Below are 14,339 nucleotides of genomic sequence, written 5' to 3' on the forward strand. Positions count from 1 at the left end.
CAAATCCACGGTGTATATCCCCAAGCCCTCCCGAAATCCGAAAGGGCAAAAGTGGACGACTTTTACGCCGCCCGCGACAACACTATGCCGTCGCTACCGTGGCCGAGTATTGCTCCGCCGTTCACAAATCCACCGGAATTCCGCCCCTACCTGCTTGAGGCGCTCGATTTCGTCACCCGCCCCTCTCAAGATTTGGATTGACAGGTTATCAGACAATCTGATTGAAGGAGGGTATACCCAGTCAGAGACAAGCAAGGAGACCCCGCCCGTGTCCAACAAGAGCCCGCTCAGCGCACCCGACGGATCCGCCTTTACCGAGAAATTCGAGAAGGGCCTCAAAACCCGGCGCGAGGTCCTGGGCGAGGAATACGTCAACATATCGGTCGGCAAGGCTACCGAATACAATTTTCCGATGCAGCAGCTTGTCACCGAATACTGCTGGGACGAAATCTGGAACCGGCCCGGGCTGGATCGCAAATAACGCTCGGTTCTCAATCTTGGGATGATCGCCACCCTGGGGCGCAATCACGAACTGCGCCTGCATGTGCGCGGAGCGATCAACAACGGCTTGAGCAAGGAAGAGATTCGCGAGATATTCATGCAGGTCGCGATTTACTGCGGCGTGCCCGCCGCCATCGACAGTTTCCGCACCGCTCAGGACGTGTTCGAGGAAATGGGTATCTGAGCCCCGCCCCCGGGCGTTATCAACTGAAAGGACGAGACATGAATCCGTTTGTTGCCGCGGTCGCACAGATCGCATCCATTCCCGACGATCCGACGGCCACCGCCGAAAAGATCGTCGCCTCGATCCACGAGGCCCATGGCCAGGGCGCGCGCATTGTCGTGTTCCCCGAGGCCGTGCTGGGCGGCTATCCCAAGGGCGCCAGCTTTGGATCGCCCATCGGGGTGCGCAAACCCGAAAGCCGCCCGGCCTTTGCCGCTTATCACGCGGCCGCGATCGACCTGGATGGCCCCGAGATCGACGAAATCGCCCAGGCAACGGCAGAGACGGGTATTTTCGTCGTGCTGGGCTGTATCGAACGCGATGGCGGAACGCTGTATTGCACCGCTCTTTTCTTTGACGGCGCGCAGGGCCTGGTCAACAAGCACCGCAAACTGATGCCGACGGCGGGCGAACGGCTGATCTGGGGATATGGCGACGGATCGACCATGGAGGCGGTCAAGACCGATTTCGGCACTATCGGCGCGGTGATCTGCTGGGAAAACTACATGCCTGCGCTACGGATGCACATGTATTTCCAAGGGGTGACGCTGTATTGCGCGCCGACTGCCGATGACCGCGACACATGGCTTCCAACGATGCAGCATATCGCGCTTGAGGGGCGGTGTTTCGTGCTCAGCGCATGTCAACACATCACCCGGGCGCAGTTCCCCGACAACCACGAATCCGCGCTTGGCGATGCCCCCGATACGGTCATGATGCGCGGCGGATCGCTGATCGTGGACCCGCTGGGCAAGGTGCTTGCCGGGCCGGATTTCACCGGGGAGACGATTCTTTATGCCGAGATCGACCCCGGCGACGTGGTGCGCGGCAAATTCGACATGGATTGCGTCGGGCATTATGCGCGCCCCGACGTGTTCGAACTGCATGTCGATGACCGCGCCAAGAGCCCGGTACGCCGCCGGTCGGACCAAAGCCCCGACTGACCCGCACGGGGCCACCCGCGCCGGATGGTCGGGATGGGCCGTGTTGCACAGATCAACTGCAACTCAGAACGCGCCCTACCTGAGACGGACTTCAGGCGGTGCGTTCGAAATGCGGGCGGCCAAGTCCGGTCATCCGGTTGAGAACCCGGACGCCAATCTTGGCTTCTGTTTTCTGATTTCCGATGGTGCGCGCCTTTAGCTTTGGCCCGATGACGGTCTTCCAGCGACCCATCTGGGTTTCGCCGCGGCTCCGCTGATTGTAGCCCGATGACTTCTGCCAGGCCATTCGTCCGTGCGCGCGAATGTCGGCAATATGGCGATCACGAATGCTCGGGCATTGGGCCGGATTGGGGCTCAGGATCGCGTTTTTCGGAGGTGGGATTGTGACCTCAATCATCGATCCGAGCCGAGCGGCAAGCAAATCAGATGTTGGTTCTCCATCATAAGCTCCGTCTGCCAGAAAGAGAGCAACCGGGCCGTCGACTTGATCCAAGAGATCTGGCAGCGCTGTCGGATCGCCAACATCATCGGTTGTGAGAAACGCGCGAAAGTTGGTGATGCCCTGAGGGGCGGCATATCATGGCGGTGTCGAGTCGCCGTCAATTCTCTGCTGAGAAAGGGATATGCCACATGTCAGAGACTACCATCACTCAACTGCCCGATCCATCGGGTTTTACATCCGACCCATTCACCGACGTCCTGCGCGATGGAGCGCGCAAGCTGATCGAACAGGCGATCCACGCCGAGCTGACCGCGCTCATGAACGCCTTTTCCGGGGACAAGCTCGAGGACGGGCGGGCACGCCTGGTCCGACACGGTCACCTGCCGGAACGCGAGGTGATGACCGGCATCGGCCCGGTGCCAGTGAAAGTGCCGCGCGTGCGGGATCGAAAGCCTAGCGAAGACAAGATCACCTTCACGCCCAGCATCCTGCCGCGATACCTGCGCAAGGCGAAATCAGTCGAGGAGCTGCTGCCGTGGCTTTACCTCAAGGGGGTATCCACCGGCGATTTCAGCGAGGCGCTGGAGGCGCTGGTGGGTCCGAATACCAAGGGTCTGTCCGCCAAAACCGTCACCCTGCTGAAGGCCGACTGGTGGAAAGACTACGAGGCGTGGCAGAAACGCGACCTCGGCAACCGGCGCTTTCTCTACGTCTGGGCGGATGGGGTCTACTTCAAACCGCGCATGGCCGAGGAAAAACAATGTGTTCTGGTGGTTGTCGGGGCGGATGAATATGGCCGCAAGGAGTTGCTGGCCATGACCGACGGTTTCCGCGAGAGCACGCAAAGCTGGCGTGAGGTGCTTCTCGATCTCAAGCGGCGCGGCCTGAAACAGGACCCCAAGCTGGCCATCGGCGACGGTGCCTTGGGGTTCTGGACGGCCCTGCGCGAGGTGTTCGCCACGACGCGGGAGCAGCGCTGTTGGGTCCATAAAACCATGAACGTGCTGAATGCCATGCCGAAATCTGTCCAGGCAAAGGCCAAAGGCCATCTGCACGACATCTGGCAGGCCGAGACAAAAGCCAAAGCGAACGCCGCCTTCGACTTCTTCGTCGCAACCTACGGTGTGAAATGGGACAAGGCGGTCGCCAAGCTGGTCAAGGACCGCGACGCGTTGCTGACGTTCTATGATTATCCGGCCGAACAGTGGAAACACATCCGGACATCAAATCCGATCGAAAGCACCTTCGCGACGGTCCGGCATCGCACGAAACGCACGAAGGGATGCCTCAGCCGGAAGACCGGGCTGGCCATGGCCTTCAAGCTGATGATGTCGGCGCAGAAGAAATGGCGCAAACTCGACGGCCAGAACCGCCTGCCCGAGATCATCCAAGGGGTTGAGTTCCGCGACGGGATCCGCCAACTTCAAACCGCCGCCTGATCAAGCATCACCAACTTTTGCCCATATCTCATCGGTTGTTAGATCGGAGCAGACGATCTCGCGGTGTTGTCACGTTAACTCTCCGAGTTTGAAAGCTGGCATGCCGGTCGTTGATCAAGCGGCATTTGCCGCAGATTTCCACGCCTCGAAAGCTTCGAGCCGATGGTGGGGTAGATTCCGGCTGAGTGCAGAATGACACCCTAAGCCAGCCCTTCATCGTTTTTTCCACTTATACTCGCCTGTGAGGAGGATGTGTGCCCATCCGAGAGGCGAGATGTGCCCCAGGAGATCGGATGGACAGTCTAATCCGACGTGTTGGCGCCGTGTGACAGCCTGCCCGAGGTGCTTGGTGTTCCAGTAGATGATGATGGCGGCCAGCAGGTTCAGCCCTGCCATACGGTAGTGCTGACCTTCGACGGTCCGATCGCGGATTTCGCCCTGCCGCCCGATGCGCAGGGCGTTTTTTAGGGCGTGATGGGCCTCGCCCTTGTTGAGGCCAATCTGGGCACGACGCTGCATGTCGGCATCAAGCAGCCAGTCGATGATGAAGAGCGTGCGCTCGATGCGGCCGATTTCGCGCAAGGCCACGGCCAGCTCGTGTTGGCGGGGATAGGCCGCGAACTTCTTGAGCAACTGACTGGGCGGCATGATGCCCGCCGCCATCGTGGCCACGGCCCGCAGGATATCCGGCCAGTTCTGGGCGATCAGGCTCTTTCTGATTTTACCGCCGATTAGGCCGCGCAATTCCTGCGGCGCGGCTGCCGGGTCGAAGAGGTAGAGCCGTTTTGAGGGGAGGTCTCGTATGCGTGGAACGAACCTAAAGGCCAGCAGCGAGGTGACGGCAAAGACGTGGTCGGTAAAGCCGCCGGTGTCAGCATACTGCTCTTTGACCTTTCGGCCCGCTTCGTTCATCAGCAGCCCGTCCAGGATGTAGGGTGCTTCGCTCACGGTGGCGGGAATGTTCTGTGTTGCAAAGGGTCCAAACTGATCGGAGACATGGGTGTAAGCCTTTAGCCCTGGCTCAGATCCGTATTTGGCGTTGATAAGATTCATCGCTTCTCCTTGCCTCGCGGCGGGGAAGAATTGTCCGTCGCTGGACGCGGTGACGCCGCCGCCCCAGAACCTGGCCATGGGCAGGCCCGCTTGCGCGTCAATCACCATGGCAAGCGCCCGGTTGATGGCATCGCTTTCGATGTGCCAGCGGGACAAGCGCGACAGCTGTAAGTAGTCGTGGGTGTTGGTGGCCTCGGCCATTTTGCTCAGCCCAAGATTTAGCCCCTCGGCCAGCAATACGGTCAGCAGCCCGATGCGATCCGTACAGGGGGAGCCAGTGCGCACGTTGGTGAAGGCATCCGTGAAGCCGATGTCTTCATCGACCTCCTGCAGTAAATCGGTGATGCGCACGGCGGGCAGACGATCATAGAGAGCAAGCACCAGAGCCTCTGCTGCTTCGGGCACGGCTGCGGGCAGCCGGTCAACTTTCAGAACGCCGTTTTCTATGGAACCGCCGGGAATTGCCCCAGACCGCGCTGCCTTTGCCAGTCGGTCAAGCCCATCTGTCAGCCGCGCCTTGCGGTCTTCAAGCCAGCTTTCTGGATCAAACGGAACGGTCAATCTGGGCGTGGCCTGTGCAGCTTCAACCGGAACCAAGGCCTGTTTCAGATCTGCATAGCGACGTGAATGGGCCAGCCAGATATCGCCCGATCGAAACGCTTCGCGGAGATGGGACAGAACGGCCACCTCCCAGAGCCGGTGATCATCGGCCGCCTGAGCGTTAAGGTGGCGGTGCCATTTGGAACCACGCCGTAGAAAGCTTGTGGAATGAGATTTGCTATTCCCATCATCAGCAATGATCTGTGCCGCTTGCTCCAAGGGCCGCGCTACAGCGGCCCCGTGGATATCCAAAGCTCGCAGCATACGCGGTGCATATCGCCGGAACCGATGATACCCTTGCACGACATGGACTATAGGGTCAGCGGACATCGTATTCGTCAGTTCGGCGGCGGTTGCCACAAGGCCTTCAAGCTGAAGCCAACCACAGGACATTTCGGTTGCCACATCAAGGGAGGCCTCATCCCCCTTGGCCTCCAAAAGGGCAGCGCCCAAGGCTTTGAAGGAGCGAAGTGTGTCGTGCAGGGCGGATTTTGCATCCGCTATGCGCGTGTCACACAACCTTTTCGCATCCTGCCAAGTCTTACCCACGATCCGGTCATGGGTCTCGACCACCGCATCGGCAATCCCCGCGTGCCATTCTATGGCACAGACCGCGAGAATGGCCAGGCGCCGGTCGCTGGTAATGTCTCGCAGGCCATCGGCAAAATATCGTTCGCCCTGGCGGCGCAGTTGCGTAACACGGTGGGGCGGCAGACCATCCAGAATATCGGGCGCCAACCCTATTCTCTGTAAAAACTCCAGGCGATCCAGAAGGCGGCTGGCCCCCGCTGAGTTTTTGCCGACCTCAAACTGCCGAAGCCAGATGAACCGGCTGACACTGCCACCGACCATCTCCGTTAACAGGTCATCCAACCGGCCTTTCATCGTCTCATCCAGTCGGTCAGCGATCCGGCTTTCAATCCGGCGCTCGGCCGCGACGAGAGCGTCAGCACAAAGGCGTTCGATGACAGACACGCCAGGCAGGACTGTCTGGGTGCGTCGGCATTCCGCGACAAACCGTCGGGCAAGGTCTTCATTGGATCGAGCGGTCTCTGCCTCGCGTTCAAGCCAGCCCTTCAGATCACGCGCGCCGCGACCGGAGAACATTTTGTAGCCGTATATTTCCCGAAGCTCCTGCAGATGTTGCTGTCGGGTTTGGCGCCGCGCCGCATAGGGTAGGATTTCATCACCTGTCAGACCCAGTTGGGCTCCAATAAAGCGAATGGCCTGCTCGGGAATGACCTCATGGGAAGACAGAAGTCGCCCAGGGTATCGCAAGGCACATAGTTGCAGGGCGAAGCCGATCCGGTTTTCGGCGCGACGCCGTGCGTTGATGTGGTCAAGGTCGTCATCGGCAAGCGTGTAATGTCGAAGGAGCGAAAGTTCATCGATAGGGAGATCAAAAAGGGCCGAACGCTGGCGCTCGGTCAGGATGCTGCGGTGCGCCATGTTTCTTTTGCTTTCTATTTTGGGTTTGCTTATCTTTGATTAAGATAATTAATAAGGAATAGCTTTTATGAGCGGAAGCAGAGCATCTGCCAGAGCATCACAAACATTCGTTTGTGAAACATGCTGATCGGCTATGCTCGCGTCTCAAAAGCCGACGGCAGCCAGTCCCTCGACTTGCAGCGGGATGCGCTGATCGCGTCAGGCGTCGAAGAGGACCAGATTTACTCGGATCTGGCATCCGGAAAGAAAGATGACCGCTCAGGTCTGGAGGCCTGCCTCAAGGCATTGCGGGATGGCGATGTTCTGGTTGTGTGGAAGCTTGACCGCTTGGGCCGCAGCCTGCACCATCTTGTCAAAACCGTCAGCTTGCTGTCCGAGCGCGGCGTTGGCCTCAAGGTGCTCACCGGACAAGGCGCGCAGATCGATACAACAACTGCGGCAGGACGACTTTCATTTGGCATCTTTGCGGCCTTGGCCGAATTTGAAAGTGAGTTGATCCGCGAACGCACAATGGCCGGGCTCCAAGCCGCCCGCGCCCGTGGCCGGAAAGGTGGAAGGAAGTTTGCGCTGACAAAAGCGCAGGTCCGTATGGCGCAAGCCGCCATGGCCAATCGCGACACGTCTGTTAGTGATCTCTGCAAGGAGTTGGGGATCAAGCCTGTTACGCTCTATCGATACGTAGATCCAAACGGAAATCTGCGTGAATACGGAAGCCGCGTCCTCAAAATGCCTTAGGGTGTCATTCTGCACTCAGCCGGAATCCACCCCTTGTTCCGCGGCTCTCGTGTTCGGGCACCGTGCGTCGAAAGCGCGGTGAAGGTCCTGTAGAGAACGATGCCCGCGAATGACCGGTTTGCCGACATGAATTGCGATGCCGTGTATCTCGTACCGCAACTGCAAACGGATGCTGCGTCAGCAACATAGCAAAACATCAATGTCGGGAAAGTCCGCACTTCGGCCATAAACAATAGTCCGAGTGAACGTCCATTTTATTTAGTCCGTGTCCAGTCTTGCGTCTTTTTGAATGTTGAACAGTGTGTTAGAATCAAACTCTTAAGACTACCGTGTCCAACACAGCATTTCCGCCCTACACTTAAAATGACACCAAAAACACACTTGCGCACACACCAAAAATTTCGCCACGTAAATTATTGATTTTAAACATACAATTTACACCGCCTCCATTGAAAATCCTCGTGTCGGTGGTTCGATTCCGCCCCTGGGCACCACTTTTACTAATAATATCAATGATTTAGCTGAGCGCAATGCGCGCTAAAGTTGTGTAATTCAAAAACACACCTTAAACACACTTTTTGCCGTGTTGCTGACTATTTTGACTGCGGATTCGCTGTGTTGGACACAGTGTTGAGTGTGGCTGTGTTGCTAACACTGTGTTGGTGGAGTTTTGGGACAACATGGTTGAAAACACAACGAACTTGCTTGCTGGTTTTTCGCCCAGAGCAGACATTCACGCTAGGCGCGGAGAATGGCAGCTTCGAGCCGATTGTGTTGAAAAACTATTCCTTGATCGTAGCTCCGGCTGCTGATTCAATCTGTGTATTGAACCGGGGGATTTGCGATGTTGGGACCAAGGCAGGAAGCACAGGCAGCACTGTTTTATGAATTTTCGCTGGAAGATCACGTTCCCCAAAACCACCTGTTGCGTTCGATTGATCGGTTCGTTGACCTGAGTAGTATTCGTGCGCATCTTGCTGAATTTTACAGCCACACTGGTCGCCCATCCATTGATCCTGAATTGATGATCCGGATGTTGCTTGTGGGCTATTGCTCCGGCATCCGGTCGGAACGCCGCTTGTGCGAAGAGGTTCATCTGAACTTGGCCTATCGCTGGTTCTGCCGCCTGGACCTTAGTGACCGCATCCCGGATCATTCGACGTTTTCCAAGAACCGCCACGGTAGGTTCCGGGAGAGTGGCCTTCTGCGCCACGTATTTGAGACGACCGTTGCGCGCTGTATGAAAGAAGGGCTGGTGGGTGGCCAAGGATTTGCAATCGATGCCAGCTTGATCAGTGCAGATGTCCAGAAACAGAATTCCAGCAACCCTGAAAATTGGGCAGCCCGTGTCGCCGACGTCGATGATGCACCACGCGCAGTGCAGGAATATCTCGACACATTGGACGACGAGGCGTTTGGTGCGGCCACCACGACCAAGCCCAAGTTTACTGCTCATGCTGATCCGGCCAGCCAATGGACTGCAGCGCGTAAAGGCCCTGCATTCTTTGCGTATTCCACCAATTATCTGATCGATACAGATCACAGTATCATCGTTGATGTCGACGCCAGCCGCTCGAACAGAACCGCCGAAGTTGGAGCCATGCGCAAGATGATCGACCGGACCGAAGAACGCTTTGGCCTGAAGCCGGATTGGATCGCTGCGGACACTGCCTATGGCTCCGCTGATAATCTCGTCTGGCTGACCACCAAACGGAAGATACTTCCGTTCATTCCGGTCATCGACAAAGGAGAGCGCAAGGACGGCACATTCTCACGTTCCGACTTTACGTGGGACGATGGGAACGACCGCTACACCTGTCCTGGCGGCAAAGAGATGAAGCATACCCGGCGCACCTATTCCGATCCTGCAAGGAATGCGCCCGAATGGAAAGCGCGCAAATACCGGGCCCTTAAATCTGATTGCATCGACTGTCCATTAAAAGCCAAATGCTGTCCCAAATCAGAGACCCGCGCGATCCATCGCGAGAAATACGAAATCGTCCGAGACTTCGCCCGTCAGTGTACAGCGTCAGAGTTTAATCAAACCGCGCAGAACCGACGAAAGAAAGTCGAGATGCTCTTCGCCCACCTCAAACGCATCCTTGGCTTGGCCAGGCTCCGACTTCGCGGCCCATACGGCGTCCAAGATGAATTTACCCTCGCAGCAACCGCCCAAAACCTCCGGAAACTCGCTAAGCTCAAGCCGATGGGACCAGCCGCAGGGTGAAAAGCAGGCTGGCTACGAACAGCTAAATTAAATCAACGTGGTAACCAGCATCAATGGGCCAAAAACATCGAGTTTTTCAACACAATCAGCCCAGAGCGGATGCTAATCTAAGGCACTGACGACAATCGGATTGATCAGATCCGGCTTGGTCATTGTCGCCATGTGCCCACCGCGCTCTATCTGTTCGAAGCGCCATTCAGAAACGCTCTCTTTCATCAATTCAACAATCTCACTAATGGATCGGACTGTATCTTGTGCTGACACGACAGTCGTATCTTTGGGTAAATCTCTTTCCCATTCCGCAAATGACGTTTCTTCATCCCACATTCTCCAAGTAAGTCGCTGATTTCGCTGTCGTAATCGTGATATTTCGCATATAAATCATGGCGTTGACGGCTGCGAGGGGCGCGTTTCATGGATCACCTGGAGGGTGCGGGCTTGGCGCGGGGAGATCGGGTTGATTTCGACCGCCGTGTGCGTCTGGAGTTCCGTGGTGCGCAGATCAGTTCAGACGGTGGCCTGCTGGTGATGCGCGAGCTTGATGACGTGCTCGGCCTGTCCAATCTGGCGTCGGAGGCGCTGCGAGACAGCCGCACCGGGAAGAACACGCTCCATCGGCTTGACGGATTGTTCCGGCAATCGGTGTTCGGACGACTGGCCGGATACGAGGATGTGAACGATGCCGACCGCTTGGCCCTCGATCCCGTGATGCGTCAGGTCGTTGGCGGCAGGGCCGTCGAGGCGCAAGCTGCTTCGGCATCGCAGATGGGACGGTTCGAGACCGAGACGCTGGCTCTGGCCGCGAACCGGGCGGCGCTGGCCGATCTGAACGGCCAATGGATCGACCGGTTTCATGACCGCAACGGGTTGAAATACATCGTGCTGGACATGGACAGCTCGGTCAGCCCCACCCACGGCGATCAGGAAGGTGCTGCCTGGAACGGGCATTTCGACTGCACCTGCTATCACCCCATCTTCTTGTTCAACCAGTTTGGCATGCTGGAGCGCTGCGCCCTGCGTAACGGCAATGTCCACAGCGCCGATGGCTGGCGGGATGTCCTTGATCCCGTCATTGCCCGATATGCTGGCCGCGACCTTGGTGGACGCTTCTTCCGGGCCGACGCTGCCTACGCGATCCCCGCGATCTATATGCGGCTGGAAGAAGCCAGGTTCTTCTACGCCATCCGTCTGCCCGCCAACGCCGTCTTGCGCGAGAAGATCGCGCATCGGCTGACACGGCCCGTGGGACGGCCTTCGCTGACCAAGGTCAAACGGTTCTTCGAGGACTTCGAGTATCAGGCGGCGTCCTGGGACAAGCCGCGCCGCGTCATCGCCAAGATCGAATGGCATCCGGGCGAGCTGTTCCCCAAAGTCGGCTTCATCGTCACCAACCTGCCGATGGAGCCAGACTGGGTGGTGAGGTTCTACAACCAGCGCGGCACCGCAGAGCAGCACATCAAGGAAGGCAAATATGCCTTTCGCTGGACGCGGCTGTCATGCCGGAAGTTCCGGCACAACGAGGTGCGGCTGCAACTGCACGCGCTGGCCTACAACCTGGCAACCTTCCTGCGCTGCATCGAACTGCCCGAGGCCATGGCGGACTGGTCGTTGACCAGCCTGCAACTCAAGCTGATCAAGATCGGCGCCCGCGTCGTCCGCCACGCCCGCGCCATTACCTTCCAGTTGGCCGAGGTCGCCGTCACCGGCCCGATGGTGCGGGCCGTCCTTGCCGCCATCCGCCGTCTTCGAACGCCTCCGTCATGCGCATGACCACGATCCATGCCCAAGCTGAACGAAAGCGGCAGGACAGGTCCGTCTGCCGCGCGGGAAAGCGGCTCTGCCGGGCCAGAATGCTGCGGGTTCGAGGCTTGATCCACCCGACTTCGGCCGTTTGCGCGACGACAGACACCGCTCGGGGCGAAGAACGCTTGCCCAGCGAGCAAAATCAGGCGATCTTGAAGTCAAGCGGCAGGCCACTTGGGGAATGTCGGGCACAAGGGAGATTACCATGCAGGACTGGCGGTGGATGACAGCGGCAGATCTAGGACGCCGGATTGGATCGGGGGAAATTGACCCCGTTGACCTGACAAAGGTATTTCTGACTGCCATCGATGAACATGAACATCGCGACCGCATCTATGCACGTGTGACACCCAAACGCGCCTTGGCAGAGGCTCATGCTTCGTCTGCTCGTGCGAAAGCCGGTTTGCGGCGGTCTGCGTTGGATGGGGTGCCGATCAGCTGGAAGGATCTGTTCGACACGGCCGGAACGGCAACAGAGGCGGGGACGCTTTATCTAAAGGATCGGATCCCTTCGCGGGATGCGGAGGTTCTGCGGAACGCAATGGCGATGGGTTTGGTGTGTTTGGGTAAGACCCATATGACCGAGATCGCCTTTAGTGGGTTGGGGTTAAATCCGATCACTGCAACGCCGCCTTGTGTGAATGACCCTGATGTTGTTCCGGGGGGATCATCGTCGGGCGCTGCGGCATCCGTGGCCTTTGGTCTGGCTGCTGCGGCGGTTGGGTCGGATACCGGCGGATCAGTGCGCGTGCCGAGCGTTTGGAACGATCTGGTTGGGCTAAAGACAACGCATGGGCATTTGTCGCTGAAGGGCGTTGTGCCACTGTGTAAGACCTTTGATACCGTTGGGCCGCTGTGTCGGTCGGTCGAAGACGCGGCGCTGATGCTGGGTGCATTGGGTGGATGCGCTGCTGACATTAAAGGAAGCGACCTGAGCGGCGTTCGGCTTGCCATCCTCGATACGATTGCGATGGAAAATGTGCGCGAAGACCCGAAGGCGGCGTTTATGGCGGCTGTCGTTCGGTTGGAGGAGGCTGGCGCAGAGGTCGAACATGTGAGGTTCGAACCGCTTCGGCGAGCTTTCGAACTGGCGGGTATTCTTTATACCGTTGATGCCTATGCCTACTGGCGCGACATCATCGAAGCTGATCCGTCAAAAATGTATCACCAAATCCTGGCGCGTATTCGGGCTGGTGCCGAATTTGATGCCGTCGATTTTGTGGCTGGCTGGGCCGAACTGAACGAAATTCGAGCCGAATATCACGCAGCGATGGCTGGTTTTGATGCGGTGATCATGCCGACCTCTCCGATCTTGCCGCCGAATGCGAAACGGTTGGAGGAGGACGGGGAATTTTTCGTCCAAGAGAACCTGATGACGCTCCGCAATACGCGTGTCGGCAATCTGATGGGCGAATGCTCTCTGACGCTTCCTACGGGCGTTCCGTCCTGTGGGATCATGCTGAACGCGGCCCCAATGAGCGAAGCGCGATTGCTGCGGATTGGTGCAGCGGCAGAGCGCGCCTTGGCCTAAATGCCACATTTCTGACGCGGGGCGCTCTGGATTTGTTCCGTTTTTCTGGACAGCGCAGGCGGTCGGGGGTTATCAAGGTACAAAGCGGGACGAAAATGATCTCGCAACTTTGAGGCAGAAATGATCTATCCGGAGCGGTTCTCGAACCTTGCGGACTACGCATTCCCGCGTTTGCGGGCTCTACTCGACGTCCATGAACCGGGCGGAGAACCTCTGGCGTTGACCATTGGAGAGCCACAACACGCGTTCCCGTCGTGGGTTGGGGATGTCTTGGCCGACAACATCGCTGGTTTTGCGAAATACCCGCCCAATGATGGTTCATTCATTACCGCATCCCATTCATGGAAATTTGGCATCAACGCCTGCGCAAATTTGGATTTCCGGTCATGATGCATGGCATCCCAGCTTCCAGCACCTGTCCAATAATTTGCAAACACTTCAGCAGCGACTTCCCATCTCCCAGCTTTCCCGTTTGACTTGATCGCATCCCTTAAAGTGACCGCTTCTTGGTAGGCTTCGGACCGCCCATACTTTTTCAGAAGATAAAATGTGTTAGGCTCGATAAGGGCCAAGCGGCGAACCTTCGTTTTAAACATTGCAGCCGCCTTCATCGCAACGCTGCCACCGAACGAGTGTCCAACAATCGAAATCTTGTCGTCACCTGTCGGCAAAAAGGGTTCGATTAGCCTCGCCTGATCTTTCAAACGCTGCTTGCCATCATCTTCCCAAACACGGGTATCTCCGTAGCCAAATAGGTTAATTGCTATGACATGGAAGTCGTTGGAAAGCGTCTCCATCAGGCTCCGCCATTGTTTGGCTCCAGCAACACTTGAGTGAACAAGGATTACCTTTTCGCCACTTCCCGCTTCGATGAAATCCGTCTCTTCTAGTTTCATAGATTAACCTCCAAAAGAGCAAACAGTATATTCTGAGGGACTTATTTTACGCGAAATAATGTTACTTCACCTTCTTCAACAACAACGCCATCCATCAAATGTCCATTGGCTGCCATGCGCTTCGTGCGTTCTTCAGCTGATCGATCAAATGCAGCTTTGTCTTCATAAATTGAGGTTAACGAAGCAGTTAGTGGGCCAGTTCTTACTGAAACTAATAATAGAGCTTCAGGAAACCCTGCAGGCGCTGTCGATGCGTAATTAGCTTGAAGTTCGTCTGCAGCCGCTTCTGAAGTAAATGTGATTGTGTTTATCCGAGCATAGGTCATTATTTTAATATCCCTTAATTATTTTGTGTCTCAGCACGATAAGCTGTCAACGGCGGAGTAAAATTCGGCCATTGGGGCGGAGCAAAAGTCGGCCAGTTTGGCGCGAGCGCCTTGGAGCGTGCGGCCCTCATATAGCAAGCCCGGTCCAAGGCGCATTGGTCGTCAGGCCA

At 57.2% G+C, this 14,339-nt stretch carries 11 protein-coding genes and 4 pseudogenes; 10 read left to right on the forward strand and 5 right to left on the reverse strand.

Translation table 11 applies throughout. From position 1 onward, the window contains the following. The 4 genes and pseudogenes from AC07ED_RS04270 to AC07ED_RS04285 form a co-directional block, all read left to right on the forward strand. Window positions 1-201: hypothetical protein (locus AC07ED_RS04270; RefSeq protein WP_478241867.1), on the forward strand; the 201-nt coding region annotated here is incomplete at its 5' end. Window positions 202-268: 67 nt separating this feature from the next. Further along, complete coding sequence (locus AC07ED_RS04275; RefSeq protein WP_211096430.1) at window positions 269-481, forward strand: carboxymuconolactone decarboxylase family protein; 213 nt, start codon at window positions 269-271, stop codon at window positions 479-481. 12 nt (window positions 482-493) lie between these two features. Beyond that, a pseudogene (locus tag AC07ED_RS04280) lies at window positions 494-685 on the forward strand (carboxymuconolactone decarboxylase family protein); the annotation flags it as partial. A gap of 38 nt (window positions 686-723) precedes the next feature. Beyond that, a complete protein-coding gene (locus AC07ED_RS04285; RefSeq protein ID WP_105234610.1) occupies window positions 724-1,668 on the forward strand; it encodes a carbon-nitrogen hydrolase family protein in 945 nt (314 codons plus the stop codon). Window positions 1,669-1,759: 91 nt separating this feature from the next. Here the strand turns inward: AC07ED_RS04285 and AC07ED_RS04290 are convergent. Next, window positions 1,760-2,206, reverse strand: a pseudogene (locus AC07ED_RS04290) (transposase); the annotation flags it as partial. Between the two features lie 92 nt (window positions 2,207-2,298). On the opposite strand from AC07ED_RS04290, the gene AC07ED_RS04295 reads away from it, so the two are divergent. Beyond that, window positions 2,299-3,549, forward strand: coding sequence for an IS256 family transposase (locus AC07ED_RS04295; protein WP_105234609.1), 1,251 nt, complete (start codon window positions 2,299-2,301; stop codon window positions 3,547-3,549). 213 nt (window positions 3,550-3,762) lie between these two features. On the opposite strand, the gene AC07ED_RS04300 is transcribed toward AC07ED_RS04295, so the two are convergent. Next, complete coding sequence (locus tag AC07ED_RS04300; RefSeq protein WP_105234608.1) at window positions 3,763-6,651, reverse strand: Tn3 family transposase; 2,889 nt, start codon at window positions 6,649-6,651, stop codon at window positions 3,763-3,765. A gap of 120 nt (window positions 6,652-6,771) precedes the next feature. On the opposite strand from AC07ED_RS04300, the gene AC07ED_RS04305 reads away from it, so the two are divergent. Together AC07ED_RS04305 and AC07ED_RS04310 are read left to right on the forward strand one after the other, a co-directional pair. Further along, entirely contained in the window at window positions 6,772-7,386 is a 615-nt protein-coding gene (locus AC07ED_RS04305; RefSeq protein ID WP_067629790.1) for a recombinase family protein, read from the forward strand. Between the two features lie 844 nt (window positions 7,387-8,230). Beyond that, the gene (locus AC07ED_RS04310; protein WP_105234607.1) at window positions 8,231-9,613 is read left to right on the forward strand and encodes an IS1182 family transposase; all 1,383 of its coding nucleotides are present in this window, start codon (window positions 8,231-8,233) and stop codon (window positions 9,611-9,613) included. 102 nt (window positions 9,614-9,715) lie between these two features. Here AC07ED_RS04310 and AC07ED_RS04315 read toward each other — a convergent pair whose 3' ends face one another. Continuing rightward, window positions 9,716-9,940, reverse strand: a complete 225-nt coding sequence (locus AC07ED_RS04315) for an alpha/beta fold hydrolase (RefSeq protein ID WP_105234606.1) — start codon at window positions 9,938-9,940, stop codon at window positions 9,716-9,718. A gap of 87 nt (window positions 9,941-10,027) precedes the next feature. Here AC07ED_RS04315 and AC07ED_RS04320 point away from each other — a divergent pair, with 87 nt between their 5' ends. The 3 genes and pseudogenes from AC07ED_RS04320 to AC07ED_RS04330 form a co-directional block, all read left to right on the forward strand. Beyond that, window positions 10,028-11,383, forward strand: a complete 1,356-nt coding sequence (locus AC07ED_RS04320; protein ID WP_012112698.1) for an IS1380-like element ISPme1 family transposase — start codon at window positions 10,028-10,030, stop codon at window positions 11,381-11,383. 238 nt (window positions 11,384-11,621) lie between these two features. Next, window positions 11,622-12,947, forward strand: coding sequence for an amidase (locus AC07ED_RS04325; RefSeq protein ID WP_105234605.1), 1,326 nt, complete (start codon window positions 11,622-11,624; stop codon window positions 12,945-12,947). Between the two features lie 120 nt (window positions 12,948-13,067). Next, window positions 13,068-13,268, forward strand: a pseudogene (locus AC07ED_RS04330) (aminotransferase class I/II-fold pyridoxal phosphate-dependent enzyme); the annotation flags it as partial. Between the two features lie 68 nt (window positions 13,269-13,336). Here the strand turns inward: AC07ED_RS04330 and AC07ED_RS04335 are convergent. Continuing rightward, window positions 13,337-13,843 (reverse strand): annotated as a pseudogene (locus AC07ED_RS04335) (alpha/beta fold hydrolase); the annotation flags it as partial. A gap of 41 nt (window positions 13,844-13,884) precedes the next feature. Then, window positions 13,885-14,169, reverse strand: coding sequence for a hypothetical protein (locus AC07ED_RS04340; protein WP_158664488.1), 285 nt, complete (start codon window positions 14,167-14,169; stop codon window positions 13,885-13,887). Window positions 14,170-14,339: the final 170 nt, after the last annotated feature.

The sequence above is a fragment of the Aestuarium zhoushanense genome (genome assembly GCF_056431045.1).